Source organism: Streptomyces sp. NPDC051320 (assembly GCF_040682175.1).
Lineage (GTDB): Bacteria > Actinomycetota > Actinomycetes > Streptomycetales > Streptomycetaceae > Streptomyces.
Genome location: NZ_JBFBAL010000014.1, coordinates 140,975 through 161,824, shown reverse-complemented (window position 1 = coordinate 161,824; position 20,850 = coordinate 140,975). Strand labels below are relative to the sequence as shown.

At 69.6% G+C, this 20,850-nt stretch carries 20 protein-coding genes and 3 pseudogenes; 7 read left to right on the top strand and 16 right to left on the bottom strand.

Annotated features, from left to right (window positions below):
* Positions 1–122: 122 nt before the first annotated feature.
* The 5 genes from fabF to AB0M87_RS27645 form a co-directional block, all read right to left on the bottom strand.
* Positions 123–1,403 (bottom strand): beta-ketoacyl-ACP synthase II, encoded by a 1,281-nt coding sequence (gene fabF / locus AB0M87_RS27665; RefSeq protein WP_365857569.1) that lies wholly within the window; start codon positions 1,401–1,403, stop codon positions 123–125.
* A 105-nt stretch (positions 1,404–1,508) separates the two neighbouring features.
* Positions 1,509–1,757 carry an acyl carrier protein gene (locus AB0M87_RS27660; RefSeq protein WP_266857402.1) on the bottom strand — a complete coding sequence of 83 codons (249 nt, stop codon included), beginning with the start codon at positions 1,755–1,757 and terminating at the stop codon, positions 1,509–1,511.
* Between the two features lie 98 nt (positions 1,758–1,855).
* The gene (locus tag AB0M87_RS27655; protein WP_365857567.1) at positions 1,856–2,860 is read right to left on the bottom strand and encodes a ketoacyl-ACP synthase III; all 1,005 of its coding nucleotides are present in this window, start codon (positions 2,858–2,860) and stop codon (positions 1,856–1,858) included.
* A 15-nt stretch (positions 2,861–2,875) separates the two neighbouring features.
* Positions 2,876–3,814 (bottom strand): ACP S-malonyltransferase, encoded by a 939-nt coding sequence (locus AB0M87_RS27650; RefSeq protein ID WP_365857565.1) that lies wholly within the window; start codon positions 3,812–3,814, stop codon positions 2,876–2,878.
* Between the two features lie 89 nt (positions 3,815–3,903).
* On the bottom strand, positions 3,904–5,103 hold the full coding sequence (locus AB0M87_RS27645) for a helix-turn-helix domain-containing protein (RefSeq protein ID WP_365857563.1): 1,200 nt from the start codon (positions 5,101–5,103) through the stop codon (positions 3,904–3,906).
* Positions 5,104–5,165: 62 nt separating this feature from the next.
* Here AB0M87_RS27645 and AB0M87_RS27640 point away from each other — a divergent pair, with 62 nt between their 5' ends.
* Both AB0M87_RS27640 and AB0M87_RS27635 read left to right on the top strand, forming a co-directional pair.
* Entirely contained in the window at positions 5,166–5,819 is a 654-nt protein-coding gene (locus AB0M87_RS27640) for a pirin family protein (RefSeq protein ID WP_365857597.1), read from the top strand.
* 89 nt (positions 5,820–5,908) lie between these two features.
* Positions 5,909–6,508 (top strand): hypothetical protein, encoded by a 600-nt coding sequence (locus AB0M87_RS27635; protein ID WP_365857561.1) that lies wholly within the window; start codon positions 5,909–5,911, stop codon positions 6,506–6,508.
* Positions 6,509–6,619: 111 nt separating this feature from the next.
* Here the strand turns inward: AB0M87_RS27635 and AB0M87_RS27630 are convergent, their stop codons facing one another.
* The 3 genes and pseudogenes from AB0M87_RS27630 to AB0M87_RS27620 form a co-directional block, all read right to left on the bottom strand.
* A complete protein-coding gene (locus tag AB0M87_RS27630) occupies positions 6,620–7,111 on the bottom strand; it encodes an amino acid transporter (RefSeq protein ID WP_365857559.1) in 492 nt (163 codons plus the stop codon).
* A gap of 132 nt (positions 7,112–7,243) precedes the next feature.
* Positions 7,244–7,513, bottom strand: coding sequence for a DUF397 domain-containing protein (locus tag AB0M87_RS27625; RefSeq protein WP_365857557.1), 270 nt, complete (start codon positions 7,511–7,513; stop codon positions 7,244–7,246).
* Positions 7,514–7,582: 69 nt separating this feature from the next.
* A pseudogene (locus tag AB0M87_RS27620) lies at positions 7,583–7,792 on the bottom strand (helix-turn-helix transcriptional regulator); the annotation flags it as partial.
* A gap of 85 nt (positions 7,793–7,877) precedes the next feature.
* On the opposite strand from AB0M87_RS27620, the pseudogene AB0M87_RS27615 reads away from it, so the two are divergent.
* The 4 genes and pseudogenes from AB0M87_RS27615 to AB0M87_RS27600 form a co-directional block, all read left to right on the top strand.
* Positions 7,878–8,380 (top strand): annotated as a pseudogene (locus tag AB0M87_RS27615) (ATP-binding protein).
* 84 nt (positions 8,381–8,464) lie between these two features.
* Positions 8,465–10,183 carry a cellulase family glycosylhydrolase gene (locus AB0M87_RS27610; RefSeq protein WP_365857555.1) on the top strand — a complete coding sequence of 573 codons (1,719 nt, stop codon included), beginning with the start codon at positions 8,465–8,467 and terminating at the stop codon, positions 10,181–10,183.
* Between the two features lie 76 nt (positions 10,184–10,259).
* Positions 10,260–11,231, top strand: a complete 972-nt coding sequence (locus AB0M87_RS27605; protein ID WP_365857553.1) for a pyridoxal-phosphate dependent enzyme — start codon at positions 10,260–10,262, stop codon at positions 11,229–11,231.
* A gap of 36 nt (positions 11,232–11,267) precedes the next feature.
* A pseudogene (locus AB0M87_RS27600) lies at positions 11,268–11,375 on the top strand (LysR family transcriptional regulator); the annotation flags it as partial.
* 24 nt (positions 11,376–11,399) lie between these two features.
* Here the strand turns inward: AB0M87_RS27600 and map are convergent.
* Complete coding sequence (gene map / locus AB0M87_RS27595; protein WP_365857551.1) at positions 11,400–12,167, bottom strand: type I methionyl aminopeptidase; 768 nt, start codon at positions 12,165–12,167, stop codon at positions 11,400–11,402.
* Between the two features lie 65 nt (positions 12,168–12,232).
* Between map and AB0M87_RS27590 the strand changes: the two genes are divergently transcribed.
* Positions 12,233–12,508, top strand: coding sequence for a helix-turn-helix transcriptional regulator (locus tag AB0M87_RS27590; RefSeq protein WP_365857549.1), 276 nt, complete (start codon positions 12,233–12,235; stop codon positions 12,506–12,508).
* Between the two features lie 142 nt (positions 12,509–12,650).
* On the opposite strand, the gene AB0M87_RS27585 is transcribed toward AB0M87_RS27590, so the two are convergent.
* The 7 genes from AB0M87_RS27585 to AB0M87_RS27555 form a co-directional block, all read right to left on the bottom strand.
* Entirely contained in the window at positions 12,651–13,547 is an 897-nt protein-coding gene (locus AB0M87_RS27585) for an MBL fold metallo-hydrolase (RefSeq protein ID WP_365857547.1), read from the bottom strand.
* Positions 13,548–13,642: 95 nt separating this feature from the next.
* Positions 13,643–14,743 (bottom strand): aldose epimerase family protein, encoded by a 1,101-nt coding sequence (locus AB0M87_RS27580; RefSeq protein WP_365857544.1) that lies wholly within the window; start codon positions 14,741–14,743, stop codon positions 13,643–13,645.
* A gap of 8 nt (positions 14,744–14,751) precedes the next feature.
* Positions 14,752–15,837, bottom strand: a complete 1,086-nt coding sequence (locus AB0M87_RS27575) for a LacI family DNA-binding transcriptional regulator (RefSeq protein WP_365857542.1) — start codon at positions 15,835–15,837, stop codon at positions 14,752–14,754.
* Positions 15,838–16,023: 186 nt separating this feature from the next.
* A complete protein-coding gene (locus tag AB0M87_RS27570; protein WP_365857540.1) occupies positions 16,024–17,046 on the bottom strand; it encodes an ABC transporter permease in 1,023 nt (340 codons plus the stop codon).
* Positions 17,043–18,008 carry an ABC transporter permease gene (locus AB0M87_RS27565; RefSeq protein ID WP_365857538.1) on the bottom strand — a complete coding sequence of 322 codons (966 nt, stop codon included), beginning with the start codon at positions 18,006–18,008 and terminating at the stop codon, positions 17,043–17,045. Before AB0M87_RS27565 ends, AB0M87_RS27570 begins: the two co-directional genes overlap by 4 nt.
* A complete protein-coding gene (locus AB0M87_RS27560; protein WP_365857536.1) occupies positions 18,005–19,600 on the bottom strand; it encodes a sugar ABC transporter ATP-binding protein in 1,596 nt (531 codons plus the stop codon). Before AB0M87_RS27560 ends, AB0M87_RS27565 begins: the two co-directional genes overlap by 4 nt.
* A gap of 99 nt (positions 19,601–19,699) precedes the next feature.
* On the bottom strand, positions 19,700–20,818 hold the full coding sequence (locus AB0M87_RS27555) for an ABC transporter substrate-binding protein (protein ID WP_365857534.1): 1,119 nt from the start codon (positions 20,816–20,818) through the stop codon (positions 19,700–19,702).
* Positions 20,819–20,850 lie beyond the last annotated feature (32 nt).

The window sequence follows — 20,850 nt, the reverse complement described above, 5'->3', positions numbered from 1 at the left end:
CCCGCCAGAAGCGAGGCGACGGCCTGCGTCAGCGGATCCATCCGCGTCTCCGGGTCCCACAGTCGAGCCCCTCCGGCGATTGGGGAGCGGGGGCCGGGGCAGAGCCCCGTGCCCACCCCAGGTCAGACAGACCGGAACGCAAGCACCACGTTGTGCCCACCGAACCCGAACGAGTTGTTGACGGCCGCGATCGGCCCCTCCGGCAACGCCCGCGGCTTGTCCCGCACGACGTCCGCGTCGACCTCCCCGTCGAGCTCATCGACGTTGATGGTGGGCGGAGCCGTACGGTGATGCAGCGCAAGCACCGTCGCGACGGTCTCGATACCACCGGCGCCACCGAGCAGGTGCCCGGTCATCGACTTCGTCGCGGAGACCGCGACACCGTCGAGAGCGTCACCGAACACCTGACGGAGCGCCTTGATCTCGGCGACGTCGCCCTGCGGCGTGGACGTCGCGTGCGCGTTGAGGTGCACGACCTCGGCCGGCTTGAGATCGGTCGACTCGAGCAGGTGCCGCAGCGCCGCTGCGATACCGCGCCCCGTCGGCTCGGGCTGGGCGATGTGGTGGGCGTCCGACGACAGACCCTGCCCCACCACCTCGCAGTAGACCTTCGCACCGCGCGCGGCGGCGTGCTCGGCCGACTCCAGGACCACGATCCCGGCGCCCTCACCGAGCACGAAGCCGTCACGGCCGGTGTCGTACGGGCGGGAGGCCTGCTCCGGGTGGTCGTTGTTCTTCGACATCGCCATCATGTTGGCGAAGGCGGCGATCGGCAGCGGGTGGATGGTCGCCTCGGTGCCGCCGGCGACGACGATGTCGGCACGGCCGGAGCGGATCATCTCGACCGCGTACCCGACCGCCTCGGCCCCCGACGCACAGGCGCTGACCAGCGCGTGTACGCCGGCCTGGGCGCCGAGCTCGAGGCCGACGTTGGCCGACGGACCGTTGGGCATCAGCATGGGGACGGTGTGCGGGGAGACGCGGCGTACGCCCTTCTCCTTGAGCACGTCGTACTGGTCGAGCAGGGTGGTGATGCCGCCGATGCCGGAAGCGATGACGGTGCCCAGCCGGTTGGGCCGGATCACCGGAGTGCCGTCGGGGCTGGTGTCCTCGCCGGCCTTCGCGGTGAACCCCGCGTCGGTCCAGGCCTCACGGGCCGCGATGACTGCGAACTGGGCCGAGCGGTCCAGCTTGCGGGCGAGCGGACGGGCCAGGACCTCGCTCGGGTCGACGGCCACCGGGGCGGCGATGCGGACCGGCAGGTCGGCAAAACGCTCTTCGGTGAGGGGCTTGACGCCGGAACGGCCTGCGAGCAGTCCGTCCCAGGTCGATGCGCTGTCGCCACCCAGCGGTGTGGTTGCGCCGATACCGGTGACGACCACGGTGCGATTGGTCGGGCTCACTGGAATTTCTTCTCCACGTGTAGAGGGATCTGAGAGGGACCGGCGAGCCGGTCCCTCCGCATCACGGCGCCACCACCGGGTGGCGTGTCAGCCGCGCGGCCTGGGTCAGGCCTGGTGCTTCGAGATGTAGTCGGCAGCATCGCCGACCGTCTTGAGGTTCTTGACGTCGTCGTCGGGGATCTTGACGTCGAAGCGCTCTTCGGCGGCGACGACGACCTCGACCATGGACAGCGAGTCGACGTCCAGGTCGTCGGTGAAGGACTTGTCCAGCTGGACGTCCTCGACCGGGATACCGGCGATCTCGTTGACGATCTCGGCGAGACCGGTGACGATCTCTTCCTGCGTGGCGGCCATGATGGCGCTCCTTCGATGTGTAGCAGAGTGTCTCGGTGACATCTGGGGGTGTTCGAACGAACCGGATTGCTCCGGAATGCCCTGGAGGACGGTATGCCCTAGGGGAGGGTAACGACCGTCGCGGCGTAGACGAGACCCGCCCCGAAGCCGATGACGAGCGCGGTGTCCCCGCTCTTGGCCTGACCGGTCGCCAGGAGCCGTTCCATCGCGAGCGGGATCGAGGCCGCGGACGTGTTGCCGGTGGTCTCGACGTCGCGGGCGACCGTGACGTGCTCCGGCAGTTTGAGGGTCTTCACCATCGAGTCGATGATCCGCATGTTGGCCTGGTGCGGGATGAAGACGTCCAGGTCGTCCGCGCTGATCCCGGCCGCGTCCAGCGCCTGCTGGGCGACCTTCGCCATCTCGAACACGGCCCAGCGGAACACCGCTTGGCCTTCCTGGGTGATCGCCGGGAACTTGGCCGGGCCGTTGCCGCCCCGGTACTCCGACCACGAGGTGGTCTGCTTGATCGTTTCGGCTTTGTCGCCCTCGGACCCCCACACCGTGGGCCCTATGTGCGGCTCACGGGAGGGACCGACCACGACGGCGCCCGCGCCGTCACCGAACAGGAAGGCCGTCGCGCGGTCCTCCAGGTCGGTGAGGTCACTCAGCCGCTCGACGCCGATGACGAGTACGTACTCCGCCGAACCGTCGACGACCATGCCCCTGGCGAGCGTCAGACCGTAACCGAAGCCCGCGCAGCCCGCCGAGATGTCGAAAGCGGCCGCCTTGCCCGCGCCGACCTTGTGGGCGATCTCGGTGGCGATGGCCGGGGTCTGCTTGAAGTGCGAGACGGTCGAGACGACGACCGCGCCGATCTGGCCGGGGCTGATCCCGGCATCGGCGATCGCCTTGCCGGAGGCCTCGATCGACATCGCGGCCACGGTCTCCTCGTCGGAGGCCCAGTGGCGGGTGGCGATGCCGGAACGCGAGCGGATCCACTCGTCGGACGAGTCGATCGTCTCCAGGATCACCTCGTTGGGCACCACCCGGACCGGCCGGTAACCGCCCACGCCCATGATGCGTGCGTACGGGGAGCCCTGGCTGGGCTTGATCTTCGCCATGCTCTCTCGGGCTCCTTAGGCCCCCGCCGCGTCAGCGGCAGGTGATTGGGTCTCGGCGATGAGCGTGCGGGCCGCTTCGATGTCGTCGGGGGTCTTCAGCGCCAGCGTGCGGACCCCCGGCAGGGCTCGCTTGGCGAGACCCACCAGGGTCCCGCCGGGGCAGACCTCGATGAGCGAGGTGGCGCCCAGCTCCTTGAAGGTCTCCATGCACAGGTCCCAACGGACCGGATTGGAGACCTGATTGACCAGACGGGCCACGATGTCGGCGCCGGTGCCGACGACCTGGCCGTCGGCGTTCGAGACGTACGGCACGACCGGGTCCGAGACGACCAGGTCCTGCGCGGCCTTGCCGAGCTCGGTGACGGCCGGGGACATGTGGTGCGTGTGGAAGGCTCCGGCGACCTTCAGCGGGACGACCCGGCGTACGCCCTCCGGCTTGTCCTCGGCCAGCGCGGCGAGCTGCTCCGCGGTGCCGGCGGCCACGATCTGCCCCGCGCCGTTCACATTCGCCGGGGTCAGACCGAGACGCTCCAGATGGGGCAGGATCGCCTCCGGCTCGCCGCCGAGCAGCGCGGCCATGCCGGTCTCCGTGACGGCGGCGGCCTCGGCCATGCCGAGCCCGCGGGTCCGTACGAAACGCAGCGCGGCGACCTCGTCCAGCACCCCCGCGAAGGCGGCCGCGGTGATCTCGCCGACGCTGTGTCCGGCGACGATGCCGGGGGCGGCGTCACCCAGCGCCGAGGCCGAGAGCAGGCCGGCCGCGACCAGCAGCGGCTGCGCCACCGCGGTGTCGCGGATCGCCTCCGCGTCGGCCTTCGTGCCGTAGTGGGCGAGGTCGAGTCCGATGGCGTCCGACCACGCGGCGATGCGGTCGGCGGCACCGGGGAGTTCGAGCCAGGGAGTCAGGAAGCCGGGCGTCTGAGCGCCTTGGCCGGGAGCGACGAGTACGAGCACCCTCACACTCTCTCTTGTGGACGGCTCCGAACGCCCGTGGGGACAGGGACGAAGAACCGGCGGGCTAATTGTTGGTGTTGGACAAAAGTTTAGAGCTGCGTGTCCCGGTCAGCCAGACGCCCGAGGATCAGCGCGATTCGTAGAGTAAACGCCGACCGGACATCAGAGGGTGACCATCCGGTGACGTCTGTCACACGTCGCAGCCGGTAGCGCACGGTGTTGGGGTGCACGAAAAGCATCCTGGCGGCCCCTTCGAGGCTGCTGGCCTGCTCCAGATAGACACTCAGCGTCTCCAGGAGAGCCGAGCCCGCCTCCTCCAGCGGTCTGTAGATCTCCTCCACCAATTGCTCGCGCGCCGCCGGATCGGACGCGATGGCGCGCTCCGGCAGCAGATCGTCGGCGAGCACCGGGCGTGGCGCGTCCTGCCAGGCGTACCCCGCCTTGAGCCCGGCGGCCGCGGCCTGCGCGGAGCGGGTCGCGGCCAGCAGATCGGGCACGATCGGTCCGGCGACCACCGGACCTGCCGCATACGGCCCGATCAGCGCCTTGGCCACCTGCAGCGGATTGTCGTTGCCGCCCGCGATGACCACCAGCCGGTTGCCGAGCACCCCGGTCAGCACCTGCACCTTGGCGTGCCGCGCGGCGCGGCGGATCGCCTCGACGGTGAGTTCGCTGTCGCCGTCGGGCGCGGTGCCGAGGATCACGCAGACATGGTCGGGTGAGTTCCATCCCAGAGCCGCGGCACGGGACACCGCGCCCTCGTCGGCCTCGCCGGACAGCACGGCGTTGACCACCAGCGATTCGAGCCGGGCGTCCCAGGCGCCGCGGGCCTCGGCGGCCTGCGCGTACACCTGGGCGGTGGCGAACGCGATCTCCCGTGCGTACACGAGCAGCGCCTCACGCAGGGTGGCCTCGTCGCCGGGGGCCGCGACCTCCTCGATCGCGGTCTCCATGACCTCGATCGTGGTGCGCACCATCTCCACGGTCTGCCGCAGAGTGATCGCCCGGGTCAGCTCCCGCGGCGCGGTGCCGAACACATCGGTCGAAATGGCCTGCGGGGCCTCCGGGTGCCGGAACCACTCGGTGAACGCCGCGATACCGGCCTGAGCGACCAGACCGATCCAGGACCGGTTCTCCGGAGGCATCGCCCGGTACCACGGCAGCGTCTCGTCCATCCGGGCGATGGCGTTCGCCGACAACCGTCCGGAAGCCTGCTCGAGACGCTTCAGCGTGGCGGCATGCGGGTGTGCGGGATGGGGTGAGGGCTGCGCGGAATCGGGTTGGGGCACATGGACAAGACTGCCTTATCGGCGGAGCGGCACCTCGTGCCGGGGCTACGGTGGTCCGCGTGATGGATGTACGGCGCTCCGGCGAGCGCTACCGCGGCGGTGACCCCGAGGCCGGTATCGAGTCCCGGCACGCCTTCTCCTTCGGCACCTTCTACGACCCGGACAACCTCCGCTTCGGCCCGGTCCTCGCCTGCAACGAGGAGCGGCTCGCGCCCGGCGCGGGCTTCGACGAGCACCCGCACAGCCACACCGAGATCATCACCTGGGTGGTGCAGGGCGAACTCACCCACCGCGACTCCACCGGTCACGCGACGGTGGTCCGCCCCGGAGACGTCCAGCGCCTCTCCTCGGCTGGCGGCGTCCGCCACGAGGAGCGCAACGAGGGCACCGACCCGCTGGTCTTCGTCCAGACCTGGCTCACCCCGCTGGAGCCGGGCGGTGAGCCTTCGTACGAGATCGTCCACGGCATCGCGGACGCCACCCCGTACGACATCCGCGCCGCTGGCGCCCTGCTGCACCTGCGCCGCCTGATCCCCGGCGAGCGCACGGCGGTACCGGACGCGGGGCGGGTGTACGTCCATGTCGTACAGGGTGAAGTTCGGCTCGGCGATTCGGACTTGGGGCCCGGTGACTCGGCCCGGATCACCGATGCGTCGGGGCTGGAGCTGGTGGGCATCTCGGCGGCGGAGGTGCTGGTGTGGGACCTGGGGGACTGAGACGGCGGGGCGCGGGCGTGGCCGGTCGTGGAACCGGTCGGTCGCCAAACTAAAAGAAACTTTGAGTTCCATGCGGATATGAATCGGTGGTGCTCAGAGAACCCACGGACAACAGGGCGGCACTCTGGCGTACCGCTGCCGGCCAGCGCGGCTACTTCACCGCCGCGCAGGCGCAGGAGGCCGGGTACTCCTACCAGGCCCAGCGGTACCACGCCCAGCACGGCAACTGGCTGGTGGTGGACCGCGCCCTCTATCGCTTCAGGGAGTTCTCCGACCTGCCCGATGAGGGCGATGAACAACTGGTGCGCTGGTCGCTCTGGAGCAAAGGGAGAGCGGTGGTCTCGCACGACACCGCCCTCACCGCACACGACCTCGGCACGGCGAACCCGTCCCGTATCCATCTCACCGTCCCCCGCGGCTTCCGACAGAAGTCGGATGTAGTGATCCTGCATCGTGCGGACCTCGCTGATTCGGATGTGGAGGATCGGATGGGTTATCGAGTGACGACACCGCTGCGGACCCTCGTGGAGTGCGCGGCGGAGGGCGACGACCAGGACGTCCTCGACGGGGCCGTGGCCGAGGCGCTGGAGCGGGGCATGGTCACTCGCCGCAAGCTGCTGCATGCAGCCCAGGTCCTGGGCCCGCGTGCCGAGCTGGGCCTGGAGCGAGCGCTGGGGACCATGTCATGACCGGCCGCTATCGTGACGCCACCGCTCTGCGCCGGGCACTGGAGGCCCCGGCTGTGTCGGGGAGACGAACAAATGTCGGCACGCTCGCCGGCTAACCGAACGCAGCCCACCTCAGAAGTGGGTGGCGATCCCGAAAGCATGCCGCAGCTGGGCCATATCGTGACGGTCGCGGTCAGCCGGCTCGTAGCCCTGGTGGAAATAGACCTGCTGCTCGGCTGACAGACACGGGACAGACGTGCCACCGATCATGCCACTCACGAAGCACGACGCGGGGTAGACGAACGGGTTCTCCGCGTCGAGGGATGCCTGCACGGCCGAACCGTCCGCCGCAAAGGCGAGAGGGTGGAGGTCAATTTCGCGTCCGTCTGATGCTGCGACCACGAACCGTACAGGCCGCCAGTTCAGGCTCTCGACGAAGCCGGCACCGTTCAAGGCTTTCACAACGTCGTCTTCCCGGTCCTCCGGGTGCATGAGATCCAGATCCCGGTGCTCACGGGTTTGCTTGCCGAGCAGGGCATCAATGCCCCACCCCCCACCGATCCAGGCGTCGACCCCGGCCCGTCGCAGCAGCAGAAGCACAGACAACACGTCATCAGCTGTCATCACCCCGAGCACGTTAATGCACTTACGCAGGCCGAGTGGGGCCAGATCAACTGCTTACACACTGGTGCGTGGCGTGTGGGCGACGGCCCCCGCCGAGGTGCCGCTCGACTGACAAGTTTGCGCGGCCGCGGTCTAGCGGAGTCCGGCCACGAAGGCGTGCCAGGTGTCCGCGCGGAAGATCAGGGCGGGGGCGGACGGGTTCTTGCTGTCGCGGACCGGGACGGAGCCGACGGGGCATCCGTCGGCGACCTCGACGCAGTCGCCGCCGGTGTTACCGCTGTACGAGGAGGTGCGCCAGGCTGCGCCGTCGGTGACGGTGCACTCAACGCACTCGCCACCGTTGGTGCCGCTGTAGGTGGACTTACGCCACTCAGCGTTCCTCAGTATGAGGCGGGCCTCCATAGCGATCCTCCATCACGCAGGTGATCAGTTCCGCCGAGTCCTCGGGAGAGAGAGCTGTGGCTTGCAGACGGTACCGAGCGCCGCGTCCACCCGTTCGGAGAAGTCGCGGGTCGGGACCTTCTTCGTGGTCTCGATCTGGCCGATCAGCGAGCCCGTGCAGAAGATGATGTCGCCGAGCCGGCCCTGCCGGAGACCGCTCGCCTCTCGCTGGCGGCGCAACTCCCAGCCGTAGTAGTCCAACGGGGAAGCGCTCGGGTCGAGTGATTGCACGTTGGCCACGGCGAGGTACCTCCGGCTTTCAACGCCTGGCGGCGTTCGTTTCCGTACGTAGCCGAGCGTAATCGCCGCATTGCACGCTGGTGACATGAATCACGCAATCGATCAGCCGACCGGACCCGCCGAGTCGGCCTACCGTTCCGACTTCGCGCTGGGCGAGCACTCGGCGCGGCACCTGCGCCGCATCCTGCGCCTGTACCTCACCGGGTGGGAGCTCCTCGACGGGCGGACGCGGCCGAGTTGGCGCTCACCGAGCTGATCGCGAACGTCGTACGGCATGTCCCCGGCCGTCGCTGTCAGACCTTCATCTTCCTGCTGCAGGCCGGGGGAGTCCGCGTCGAGGTCGCGGACGGCTGTCCGCACCTGCCTCGCGCGGGCGCGGGTGATGAGCTCGGTGAGGGTGGGCGAGGGCTGCTGCTGGTCGATGCCGTCACCGACAGGTGGGGTGTGGATGAGCGCCGCGACGGCTGTGGCAAGACGGTCTGGTTCGAATGTCTGGCCATGAAGGGCGCCGAGGGGCGAGGTGCCTCAGCCTGTTCTTCCGACGAGCGTCCGCCGCGACCCGTTCTCTCCAGCGCCAGGCTGCGCTAGGCTCCCCGAAAAATGTGTCGAAGCGCTTCGACGTTGACCGCTTCCGACATCGCGGGAAGGCCCTTCGACTCAATGGAGAGTGCTATGCCGAGCTCAGCCGGTTTCACCCGCCGCCAGGTCATGACGACCTCCGCGGCCCTCGCCGTCGCGGCGTTGTCCGTCCCATCGGCCGCGCAGGCCGCCGGCCGGTCCGCGGACCCCGCCGCGAAGGCGTCCGCGCTGGACGTAGTCGCGCGTATGCAGCCCGGCTGGAATCTGGGCAACAGTTTCGAGGCCATCGGCGCCGACGAGACGGCGTGGGGCAACCCGCGGGTGACCCGGGCGTTTCTCCGCGGACTGAAGGCGCAGGGCTTCAGGAGCATCCGGATTCCGGTGACCTGGGGCCAGCACGAGGGCGCGGCTCCGACCTATACCCTCGACCCGGTGTTCCTGGCCAGGCTCAAGCAGGTGGTCGACTGGGCACTGGCCGATGGGTTCCATGTTCTGATCAACATGCACGGTGACGCGTGGCAGTGGGTGCTGGACATGCCGACCCGGCATGACGCGGTCCTGGCCCAGTACAAGGCCACCTGGCAGCAGATCGCGGCCGCCTTCCGGGACGAACCGCGCCGGCTGCTTTTCGAGAGCATCAACGAGCCCTTCTTCAACGGCAGTTCCGGCGACGCACAGAACGCCACTCTGATCAACGAGCTCAACACGACCTTCCACTCCGTCGTGCGCGCGACCGGCGGAGGCAACGCCGACCGGCTGCTCGTGATGCCGACCCTGGGGGACACCCCGGAGCAGACCCAGATCGACGGCCTGGTCGCCACCTTCACCGCGCTCGACGACCCGCATCTGGTGGCGTCGGTCCACTACTACAGCTTCTGGCCGTTCAGCGTGAACCTCGCCGGTTACACGACTTTCAACGCGGCCACCCAGCAGGATCTGACCGACACGTTCGACCGGGTGCACAAGGCCTTCGTGGCCAACGGGATCCCGGTCGTCGTCGGTGAGTACGGGCTGCTCGGCTGGGACTCCGGCCCCGGCACGGTCGAAGAGGGCGAGCTGCTCAAGTACTTCGAGTATCTCGGCTCCTACGCGCGGTACCGGGGCTTGACCACGATGCTGTGGGACAACGGCGGTCGTTTCAACCGCCTCACCAGGCAATGGAACGACCCGAGCCTCTATGCCCAGATACGTTCGAGCTGGACCGGGCGCTCCGGCACCGCGTCCACCGATCAGCTCTTCGTGCCCAGGGGCAAGACCCCGACGGACGCCACGCTCACGCTGAACCTCAACGGCACCAGGCTGAAGAAGATCGATGTCGGTACCGGCCACCTGGTCCGGGGCTTGGACTACACGCTCAGCGGCAGCACGCTGACGATCGCGGCGGCGACGCTCGGCCGGTTGACCGCGTCGCAGAAGCATGGCACGAATGCGGTCCTGTCCCTCCGGTTCACGCACGGAACTCCGTGGGCCGTCAACGTCATCACCTATGACGAGCCGGTGCTGACGAGCGCGACGGGTACCACGAACTCGCTGGTGATCCCCACCGCGTTCAACGGGGACAAGTTGGCGACCATGGAAGCGGTGTACGCCGACGGCACCGCCGCCGGTCCGCAGTCCTGGACGACGTACCAGCAGTTCAATGTGGCCTTCACACCGGACTACGCGGCAGGCACGATCACCTTGCCGACCGCGTTCTTCGACGGCGTCACCGACGGCTCCGCCGTGACCCTCACCTTCCACTTCTGGAGCGGGACGGTCGTGACGTACACGCTGACCAGGTCCGGCACCGCGGTCACGGGCACGTCCGCCTGAACACCTGATACTGAGCGGCGGTCGCCGGGCGTTCACCCCAAGGGAACAGCGCCCGGCGGCGCTACGCTGCATCGTCATGCAGGAGACGCGCCTCGACACCGCTCGCTTCCGGGCGGCCCGCCGGGTGATCGACCCGGTTTTTCTCGACACGCCGCTGTACCGCTGCGAGGCGCTGGAACCCCACCTCGGGTGCACGGTGAGCATCAAGCTCGAAACGGCGAACCCGGTCCGCAGCTTCAAGGCCCGCGGCACCGAGGTAGTCGCGAGCCTGCTCGCCGGTCATGGCCCGCGAGCCGTGGTGTGCGCCAGCGCGGACAACCTCGGCCAGGCCCTCGCCTGGTCCGGTCGCGGCCGGGGCCTCGACGTCACCGTCGTGGCATCCCGCTTCGCGACTGCGGCCAAGCTCGATCGCATCCGCGCACTGGACGCCAGGCTGGAACTGGTGGACGGCGACCACGATATGGCTCGCGAGCGGGCGGCCATCGCGCGCCACGACGGCATCCGGCTGCTCGAGGACAGCCTGGACATCGAGACCTGCGAGGGTGCGGCGACCATCGGCCTGGAACTGGCGGATGCCGTGCCGTCGTTCGACGCCGTCCTGATCGCTCTCGGCGGAGGGGCGCTGGCCACCGGGATGGGGCATGTGGTGAAGGCCATGGCGCCCGAAACCGAGGTGATCTGCATCCAGCCGCTGGGCGCACCGGCGATGACACACTCGTGGCGCAGGCGGCGCGTCGTCACCACCGACGCGACCGACACCATCGCTGACGGCGTCGCCGGCCGGCGTCCGATCCCGGCCGTCCTGGACGACCTCCTGCTGGTCGCTGACGACGCCGTCCTGGTCCAGGAGGCGTCGATCATCGCCGGTATGCGGATGCTCCTCGACCACGCCGGCCTCGTCGTCGAACCGTCGGCCGCGCTCGGCATCGCGGCGATCCTGGAAGACCGTGACCGCTTCGCCGGCCGACACGTAGTCACCATCGTGTGCGGCAGCAACGTCGACGCAGACGCCTACCACCGCTGGGTCGGTGCGGCTCCTATCCGCTGATCTTCGCAGCGGATCCCGGCCTGCAGACCGGGCACGCTGATCGACATGCCGACGAGCCGCGTGGTGGTGGCGTGGAACGAGGGCGACACGAATCCACTGATCCGCTCGTTCGTCCGGATCGCGATCGCCGCCTACCGCGACTGAGCGCCCGACCCGGGTACGCGGGGCTCAGGGCAGGGTCAGGATGCGGGGTCCTTCCTCGGTGATGGCGACGGTGTGCTCGATGTGCGCTGCCCGGCTGCCGTCGATGGTGCGCATGGTCCAGCCGTCCGGACCGGTGTAGTAGTCGTCGTGGCCGCCGGACATGAGCATGGGTTCGATGGCGAGGGTCAGGCCGTGGCGGAGCGGGAAGCCACGGCCGGGGCGCCCCCGATTGGGGAGGTGGGGGTCTTCGTGCATCCGGCGGCCGATGCCGTGGCCGCCGAAGTCGGCGGGCATGCCGCAGCGGGCGGTTCGGGCGACGGCGCCGATGGCGTGGGAGATGTCGCCGATGCGGTTGCCGGGGAGGGCGGCGGCGATGCCGGCGTCCAGCGCCCGCTGGGTGGCGCTGAGCAGTTCGAGGTCGGCGGGGCGTGGGGTTCCGACGGTGAAACTGATGGCGGCGTCACCGGTCCAGCCGTCGAGTTCCGCTCCGCAGTCGATACTCACCAGATCGCCGTCGCGCAGACGGTATTCGGTGGGGATGCCGTGCACGATCGCGTCGTTGACCGAGGTACAGATCACCGCGGGGAAGGGGACGGGGGCGAAGGAGGGCTGGTATCCCAGGAAGGGGGAACGGGCGCCGGCCTTGGCCAGGACGACGCGGGCGGCTTCGTCGAGGTCCCGCAGGGACACTCCGATTCGCGCTGCCTCCCGGGCGGCGGCGAGCGCATGCGCCACGACGCGCCCGGCTTCCCGCATCGCGTCCAGTGCCTCGTCCGTTTTGATCTCCACCATGTCCTGCGACTCCCTCGCGCCACTCACCGAAATCCAATTCTTATACCGGTATTAGTATCACGGGCATGGTGAGAACGGCTTTGACTCCCGAGGAGCGGCAGCGCGGCGAGCGGTTCGGCGCGCTGCTGCGTCAGGCGCGCGGCGACCGCAGCATGGTGGAGGTCGCCGCGGCGGCCGGGGTATCAGCGGAGACCCTGCGCAAAATCGAAACCGGCCGGGCGCCGACGCCGGCCTTCTTCACCGTGGCGGCCCTGGCCGGAGCGCTGGAGGTGTCCCTGGACGAGCTGGTTGCCGCGTGCGCGGGGGATGCCGAGGGGGCGGAAACGGCGCTCTCTGCCTGAGCGGCGGGTCGTGAACTGCCCGCGAAGAGCACACGGCGGGGCGGCTGGGGCCGTGCGTCCCCGGAAGGGGCCCGCGAGCATTGCCACGAGCAAGCCGGAGGCGGAGCGAGGGTCGGTGAGCGCCGGCCGAGTCCCCGGCCGGTCAGGCGTCCCAGGGATGCCAGACGGGCACGTCGCCGTCCCGCTGGACCCGCCCGAAGACCACGTCGGCCAAGTGGATGCCGAAGCCGATCGTGTGGGGTTGTGCCAGCTCGGCGACGAGGCGGCGCCGGTGGTCGGCGGACCGGACGGGGTCGTCGTCGACGGACGCGGACCATTCGGGGTGGGCGATCTGGATCGGCGAGTGCAGGGCGTCACCGAACGCGACCAGCCGCTGTCCATCCGCCGTGATGACGTACTCGGCATGGCCGGCCGTGTGACCGGCGGTGATCCGGACTCGCACGCCGGGGAAGATCTCCTGGCCGTCCGTCACCGTCCGGACGTGCGGTGCCATGGCGGTGATCACGTCGTTCAGGCCGTGCGCGGCCAGGAGGTCGCGCTGTGCCCATTCCGGCTCGGACACCAGGTAGTCGGCATGGGCGAACGGGGGCCGGTCGTCAGGCGCGCCGGGATGCCGGGTCCAGCCGATGTGGTCGGGGTGCAGGTGGGTGAACGCCACCGCCTCGATCTCTTCGGGCCTGCGGCCGAGTTCGGCCAGATTGTCCAGCAGCGCACCCCCGTGGATGGCGCCGCGCGGGACGCTCGGGTCGGGCGGCAGCGTCACCGGCCCGACGCCCGCGTCGATCAGCAGCGCACGGTCGTCCTGCTCCACCAGCAGGGCGCCGATGCTCGCCACGAGGTGGCCGGAGGCGTCCAGGTACTCCGGGTGAGCAGCCCACACTTCGTCGGTGGTGTCCGGGAGCCAGCCGCGCGGCGGTAGTCGCACATCCCCGTCCGGCACGAAGGACACCCTCGTGTCGCCCAGCAGCAGCGAGCGGATTCCCGCCGGCCGCCGCAGCCGTTCCTCCTGGTGGCCTGTGTCGCTTACGGAGTTCGCCATGATTGCTCCCCTTTGATGACAGTCGTCGCCGCGCCTCAAGTGGCAACTTCGTCACCATAGGCATCAAGGGCCCCGCAGATCGCCGATCACGTACGTCAGCAACCCGCACCGCGCGGCAGGTGCGGGAAGCGGAACTCGGTGCTGCTGCGGAAGACTTCGCCGGGCCGCAACACGCTGCTCGGGTACTCGGGGCGGTTCGGCGAGTCCGGGAAGTGCTGGGTTTCCAGGCAGACCGCACCGTGCCGCTCGTACGGTTTGCCCGCCGGCCCGCTCAGCGTGCCGTCGAGGCCGTTACCCGTGTAGACCTGGAGGCCCGGTTCGGTGGTCCATACCTCCATGCGCCGACCGCTGCCGGGCTCGGCGAGCCGGGCGGCCCGGCGCATCTCGTCCGGGACTCCGGGCCGGGTGAGGACCCAGCAGTGGTCGTAGCCGCCCGCGTCCCGCAGCTGCCGGCTGTCGTCGTTCAGCCGTGCGCCGATGGGTCGTTGCTCGGCGAAGTCGAACGGTGTGCCGGCGGTGGGGGCGCTCGCAGGGCAGGGGATCGCCTCGGCTGTCACTGGCAGGTAGGTGTCGGAGTCCACCGCCAAGGTGTGGGCCAGGACATCGCCGCGGCCCGCTCCGGCGAGGTTGAAGTAGGCGTGGTGGGTGAGGTTGACGGGCGTGGGCCGGTCGGTACGGGCGGTGTAGTCGAGGCGCAGGGTGCCGTGGTGGTCCAGCGTGTAGGTGACGGAGACGTCGAGCGCGCCGGGGAAGCCCATGTCGCCGTCCGGGCTGTGCAGCGAAAGCCGCACCGAGACGGCGGCGTCCCCGTGGCCGTCCGGGCCCGGTCCGGCCGACCAGAGGCGGTGGTGGAAGCCCTCGGGGCCGCCGTGCAGCGTATGCCCGCGGTCGTTCACCGGCAGCTGGTACGTGCGTCCGTCGAGGGTGAAACGGCCGTGTGCGATGCGGTTGGCGTACCGGCCGATCACCGCGCCGAAGAACGGGCTGCGCTCCGCGTAGTCCGCCACCGTCGGCAGGTTGAGCACCACGCACTCGGGTCGCCCGTCGGCGTCCGGCACGGTCAGGCTGTGCAGAATGGCACCGTAACCGAGCACCTCGGCGCGAACGCCGTGGCCGGAATCCAGGGTCCAGCGGTCGACGCGGGTGCCGTCGGCGGTGACATCGAAGGCGGAGCGGGTCAAGGTGGGGCGTGGCATACGGGTCCTCAGTGGGGGGTGCGGGGCTGATCCGGCCCGGAGGGATCGCCGGTCGGCGGGGGGCTTGCGGAGCCGGTGCGTCCCACGCTGGACTCCCGGATCATCAGCGTGTAGCCGGGCAGAATCCGCCGGGGCACGGGTGCGGCTCCTGAGTCCCCCTTCGCGATGCGTTCGATGAGGCATTCCACGGCGAGCCGGGCGATGGCTGCCTTGTCCGGGGCGACCGTTGACAGGGACACCGCCCCGTAACGGCCTTCCTCGATGTCATCGAAGCCGACCACCGCGATGTCCTCGGGCACGCGCAGCCCGCGTTCGGTGAGCACCCGCATCGCGCCCAGCGCCACGACGTCGTTGTAGGCGAAGACGGCGTCCGGCCGTTCCCCCCGCGCCAGCAGCTCGGCCATGGCTTTTGCGCCGTCCGGGCGGTCGTAGCCCTCCGTCGCGACGACCAGGGACTCCTGCGGTGTTCCGCCGGCGACCTTGATCTCCTCGCGCCAGCCGCGCAATCGCAGATGAGCGGGGAGGCGGGCGCTCTCGTTGCGGGCACCCAGGAAGGCGATCCGGCGGCGGCCGAGATCGAGCAGGTGCCGCACCGCGGTCCGGGCGGCGGCCACGTTGTCGATGGCGATCTGGTCGTAGGGGGCGGTGTATTCGCGCTCACCCAGCAGGACCATCGGCGGCCCTTCGGAACGCGCCAGCAAGTCCTCGTTCTCCAGCTGGATGGGGCTGAGAATCAGTCCGTCGATGACGTGCGAGCGGAACCCCTGGGAGACCAGGATCTCCTTGTCCCGCAGCCCGGCGGTGTGATCGAGGAGAACGGTGTGGTCATGCTGCGCCGCGGCGTCGATGATGGCGCCTGCCAGGTCGGCGAAGTAGGGGTTGCCCAGTTCGGGGACGGCGAGGGTGATGATCCCGGTGCGCCCCTTCCGCAGGTGACGCGCCGTCAGGTTGGGTCGGTAGCCGAGCTCGTCGATGGCTCGCTGGACGCGCTCACGCATGGCCGGGCTGATGTGCGGATAGTTGTTCACCACGTTCGAGACGGTCTTCGTGGAGACGCCTGCGCGCTGCGCGACGTCTTTCAGGCTGACGCCCACGGCGCTCGTTTCCTCTGCTCGGCCGGGCTGGGGCGGGCTTGACGCAAGCCCTGGCCCGGTGTCGGTTCCGGTTCCGTGGTCGTCATGCGGAGGAACCGGAGGATGCTGCGGGTAGGTCGTCCCGTGGACCGGGCCCCCGTGAGCCGTGGCCCGCCGCTGACCGGCGCCGACGCTGCCGGCGGGAGATCAGGGAAGTCGCTGAGTCCGGCTCAGCAGGGTCTGCAGCAGCACCACGAGCGCCAGGAACGCCCCATTGACGGTGTCGGTGAATGCCGAGCCGTACTGCGAGAAGTAGTGGTCGATCAGGTTGTGGATGACCGCGAGCAGCAGTACGCCGCTGAGTGTACCGCCGATCGAGCCGCTGCCGCCGGTGAGCAGGGTGCCACCGATGACGACCGAGGCGATCGCGGTGAGCTCGTAACCCACCCCGATGGTCGTCACACCGGATCCCAGCCGGGCACTGCCGAGCGCTCCGGCCGTGGCGGCGAGGGCGCCGGAGAGGACGTAGACCAGTACCTTCGTCCGGGCCACCGGGAGCCCCATCAGCACCGCGGCGTTCTCGTTGCCGCCCATGGCCGTCAGCGTCGCCCCGAAGCGGGTCCGGGCCAGCACCACGCCGGCCAGCACGAAGAGCAGACCGACGATGATCACCGGTACCCAGGTGCCGGATCCGAGACTGCGGAAAGCCGAACCCGCCGGTACCAGGTAGGTGGTGGACCCGTCGTGGGTGACGGCCTGCAGCAGTCCGCGAGCGCCGAGCAGTCCGGCCAGGGTGACGATGAACGGGGCCATCCCGGCCCGTGCCACGAGCAGACCTTGCAGCGTTCCCCAGGCGGCGCCGACGACGACCGGCAGCGCGATGGCGAGCCAGGTGCCACTGGTGTGCGCCCCGTAGGCAGCGAGGACGCCGCCGAGTGCGTACATCGAGCCGACGGACAGGTCGATGCCCCCGGTGATGATGACGAAGGTCATGCCCAGGGCCAGCAGCCAGACGAAGGCGTTGTTGCCGAGGATGCTGGTGATGTTGGACGTCGTCGGGAAGGTGGAGGAGGCGGCGGTGGCGATGGCGACGACCAGGACCAGCACGGCCAGGGCGCCGTGCCGCTGCACCTGCGAGGCGAGCCGCTCGCGCAACGGGGTCGGTGGGGCGCCGGTCCCGGCGGCGGGGCCCGGCGGCAGCGTGGTGGACTGCATGGCGGTGGGACTCATCGGCTACCACGCTCCTGGGAGGCGTACACGGCGAAGCAGATGATCGCCGCCTCGACGATCTGGGTGTATGACGTGGGGACGTTGTGCTGGGTGAGCACGGCCGTGATCAGCTGCATGAACAGCGCTCCGGCGACGGTGCCCAGCACGCGCACCCGGCCACCGGTCAGCGGAGTGCCGCCCACGACGACCGCGGTGATCGCATTGAGTTCCATGTTCAGGCCCTGGTGGGCCGGATCGGCTTCCGCGCCGTGGCCGATGATCATGACACCGGCCAGCGCGGCGAGCGCCCCGGAGATCACATAGACCGTCACCAGCACCCGGCGTACCGGCAGCCCGGACAGCCGGCTGGCCTGCCGGTTGTCGCCGATGGCGACCAGTTGCCGGCCGAAGGTGGTACGGCGTACGACCAGGCCGGCCAGCACCGCGCAACCGGCGGCGATCCACGCCATCACCGGCACCCCGGCAAAGCTGTTCGAGCCGAGCGAGAGCAGTCCGGACTGGACGACGGGCTTCGCCGAGTTGCCGTTGACGATCTCCGAGAGTCCGCGGACCCCGATCATCAAGGACAGCGTCGCCACGATCGGCTGGATCCGGGCGAAGGCGACCATCGCGCCGCTCACCGCTCCCGACACCGCCCCCAGCAGCAGGGCGATCAGCAGCGCGGTCGGCAGCCCGTAACCGAGGTAGAGCGGGACGACGGCAGCCGACAGGGCGATGACGGCGCCCACCGACAGATCGATGCCCTCGGTACCGATGACCAGCGCCATACCGAGGGCGACCAGCAGCGTCGGGGCTACCTGGAAGAGCTGGATGCGTACGTTACCGACCGAGAGGAACGAGGAGTCCAGCCCCACGGCCACCACGAAGAGGACGGCGAGCGCGGCGTAGACGCCGTACTCCTGCAGCAGCTGCAGCCGTCGGTCCCGGTCGCGGGCAACGCCCGCCCAGGTCAGGGTGGTCATCGCTGCTCCTCCTCGCCCGCGGCGGTGGTGGCCGCCTCGGCTGTGGTCTCGGGGCCGGGGGCCGTGGCGAGGGTGTCCAGCAACTCCTGCTCGGTGACTGCCGCACCCTCCAGTTCGCCGACCACCCGGCCGTCCTTCAGTACGACGACCCGGTTCGAACCCTCGATGAGCTCCTCCAGGTCGGAGGAGATCAGCAGTACGCCGAGACCGTCGCCGGCCAACTCGTCGATCAGGGCCTGCACCTCGGCCTTGGCGCCGACGTCGATGCCGCGGGTCGGCTCGTCCAGCAGCAGCACCTTCGGGTTGAGGCACAACCAGCGAGCGAGCAGCACCTTCTGCTGGTTGCCGCCGGAGAGGTCGCGGACCTTCTGATCGGGGCCCGACGCCTTGATCCTCAGCCGGTCCATGAAGAAACGGACGATCTCGTCCTGCTTGGCCTTGCTGACCACCCCGGCGCGCGAGAGCCGGGGCAGCGCGGCCAGCGAGATGTTCTCCCGGACCGAGAGGCTGGGGATGATCCCTTCGACCTTGCGGTCCTCCGGCAGCAGCACCACTCCGGCCCGGATGGCCGCCGCGGGGCTCCGGTGCGGCATCGGGCTGCCGGCGACCTCCACGGAGCCCGAATCGGTGGCCAGGGCGCCGACCACCGCCTTGGCGGTCTCGCTGCGACCGGCGCCCAACAGGCCGCCGAGCCCGACCACTTCGCCGGGGTGGATGTCGAACGAGACGTCATGTACCCGGTGGCGGACCGTGAGGTTCGACGCCCGCAGGGCGGGCCGGTCATCACGCCGGAGTGACCGCTCGGTGTCGAAGGCGGTGCTCCCCTTGTCCCGGACGGTGGACATCTCCCGGCCGAGCATCAGCGAGATCAGCTCGAGTCGCTCCAGGCGTTCGATGTCCCCGGTGTGCACCACGGCCCCGTCGCGCATGACCGTCACCCGGTCGCAGATGGCGTACAGCTCGTCCAGGCGGTGACTGACATACACCACCGCGATGGACTGCTGCCTGAGATCGCGGATGACGGAGAAGAGCGTCTCGACTTCGCGTGGTTCCAGTGACGAGGTGGGTTCGTCCATGATCACGACGCGCGCATCGACCTGGACGGCGCGGGCCAGCGCGACCATCTGCTGAGCACCCAGCCCCAGCGTGCGCAGCGGGCGGGTCACGTCGACATGCACGCCGTAGCGGGCCAGCGCCCGCGTTGCCTCACGGTTCATCCGGCCGACGTCCACCAGCCCGAAGCGGCGGGGCTCACGGCCCAGATACAGATTCCGGGCGACCGACATCAGGGGGACGAGATTGACCTCCTGATAGATGGTCGAAAGCCCGGCCCCCTGTGCCTCCAGCGGATTGCGGAAGTCCCGCTGTTGGCCGGCGAATCGGACGTGCCCGGCGTCCGGGCGGTAGACGCCCGTCATGACCTTGATCAGGGTGGACTTGCCGGCGCCGTTCTCGCCGATGAGGGCGTGCACCTCGCCGGGGCGCAGCTCGAAGTCGACCGCCCGCAGGGCGTGAACACCCGCGAAACTCTTGTCGACCCCCGTGACCTCCAGGACGGAGCCGGGCGAGGGGGCCGGTTTGTGCTGGACCAACGTTTCCTCCTCATGCGCTACAGACGCCGGCGGCCGGTCTGCGGGGCCGGCGGCTGCGGGGGCACCCGGCCGGGCACGGTCCCGGTCGGAGACCGCCGGTCAGTACACCAGGCCCTGGTCCAGCGCCTGCTGGGCGTTGGCAGAGGTGAAGTGGCCGTCCTTGATGATGATTTGGGCCTGCACGCCGGCGCTGCCGTAGAAGTTCTGCAGTGACTGGAAAGCGAGCGGGCCGAACCGCGGGTTCGTCTCGATGTCGGCGGCCAGCTGGCCGGACGCGACGTCCTTGACCGCCTGCTGGGTGCCGTCGATGGACACCACCTTGACGTCCTTGCCGGGGGTCTTGCCCGCCGACCTGATCGCCTGGAGCGCCCCGAGTGCCATTTCGTCGTTCTCGGCGTAGACGGCGTTGATACCGGGGTGCGCCTGGAGCAGCTGCTCCATGACCTTCTGGCCCTCGGTCTGGGTGAAGTTGGCGGTCTGCGACGCCACCACCTTCAGCTTCGGGTGCTTGGCCTTGATCCGGTCCTGGAAGCCCTTGGTCCGGTCGGTGGAGACGTTGTTGCCGGGAGTGCCGGTCAGGACCGCGATCTGTGCGCTGCCGCCGGTGGCATCGGCCAGGTCGTCGGCGGCTATCTGGGCCTGCCCGTAGAAGTCGGAACCGACGAAGGAGACGAAGTCCTTGCAGGCGCTGCCGGTCGCGGTGCGGTCGATGGTGAGCACCGGGATCTTCTTCTCCGCGGCCTTGGCCAGCGCCGGACCGAGGCCGTCGGAGTTCTCCGGGGCCACGATCAGGGCCTTCGCGCCCTGCGCGATCATGTCCTCGATCTGCGAATTCTGCGCGTTGACGTCCGCGTTGGCGTTGCGCTGGATGAGCTTGACACCGAGCTTCTTCGCCTGCGCCTCGATGCTCTTCGTCTCGGTCGCCCGGAACGGGTTGCTGGTGGACTCCGACTGCGAGAAGCCGACCACCGTCTTGCCGTCGGTGAGGTCCAGCTTGGGCACCCCGCCGCCGTAGGACTTGTAGGTGCAGGCCGGACCGGTTGCGGACGCGGTCGGGGAGGCGACCTGCTGTGAGGCGGCGGAGTTGTCGGCGGCAGAGGAACTGGAGTCGGAGCCGCCGGCGTCCGACCCGGAACTGGTGCACGCGCTCGCGGCCAGGCACAGTCCGGCGGTCATCACCGCGAAGGTCAGGGACTTGGCACGTGGGGTGGCGTTCATGCCGATCACATCCTCAGAGGGGGAACTGGCAA

What these genes read in the sequence shown, in the direction of transcription:
- AB0M87_RS27605 (WP_365857553.1), top strand. Translation starts at nt 10,260, where the DNA reads ATGCAGGAGACGCGCCTCGACACCGCTCGCTTCCGGGCGGCCCGCCGG.
- AB0M87_RS27630 (WP_365857559.1), bottom strand. Translation starts at nt 7,111, where the DNA reads ATGACAGCTGATGACGTGTTGTCTGTGCTTCTGCTGCTGCGACGGGCC.
- AB0M87_RS27610 (WP_365857555.1), top strand. Translation starts at nt 8,465, where the DNA reads ATGCCGAGCTCAGCCGGTTTCACCCGCCGCCAGGTCATGACGACCTCC.
- AB0M87_RS27660 (WP_266857402.1), bottom strand. Translation starts at nt 1,757, where the DNA reads ATGGCCGCCACGCAGGAAGAGATCGTCACCGGTCTCGCCGAGATCGTC.
- AB0M87_RS27590 (WP_365857549.1), top strand. Translation starts at nt 12,233, where the DNA reads ATGGTGAGAACGGCTTTGACTCCCGAGGAGCGGCAGCGCGGCGAGCGG.
- AB0M87_RS27555 (WP_365857534.1), bottom strand. Translation starts at nt 20,818, where the DNA reads ATGAACGCCACCCCACGTGCCAAGTCCCTGACCTTCGCGGTGATGACC.
- AB0M87_RS27655 (WP_365857567.1), bottom strand. Translation starts at nt 2,860, where the DNA reads ATGGCGAAGATCAAGCCCAGCCAGGGCTCCCCGTACGCACGCATCATG.
- AB0M87_RS27585 (WP_365857547.1), bottom strand. Translation starts at nt 13,547, where the DNA reads ATGGCGAACTCCGTAAGCGACACAGGCCACCAGGAGGAACGGCTGCGG.
- AB0M87_RS27570 (WP_365857540.1), bottom strand. Translation starts at nt 17,046, where the DNA reads ATGAGTCCCACCGCCATGCAGTCCACCACGCTGCCGCCGGGCCCCGCC.
- map (WP_365857551.1), bottom strand. Translation starts at nt 12,167, where the DNA reads ATGGTGGAGATCAAAACGGACGAGGCACTGGACGCGATGCGGGAAGCC.
- AB0M87_RS27625 (WP_365857557.1), bottom strand. Translation starts at nt 7,513, where the DNA reads ATGGAGGCCCGCCTCATACTGAGGAACGCTGAGTGGCGTAAGTCCACC.
- AB0M87_RS27640 (WP_365857597.1), top strand. Translation starts at nt 5,166, where the DNA reads ATGGATGTACGGCGCTCCGGCGAGCGCTACCGCGGCGGTGACCCCGAG.
- AB0M87_RS27565 (WP_365857538.1), bottom strand. Translation starts at nt 18,008, where the DNA reads ATGACCACCCTGACCTGGGCGGGCGTTGCCCGCGACCGGGACCGACGG.
- AB0M87_RS27580 (WP_365857544.1), bottom strand. Translation starts at nt 14,743, where the DNA reads ATGCCACGCCCCACCTTGACCCGCTCCGCCTTCGATGTCACCGCCGAC.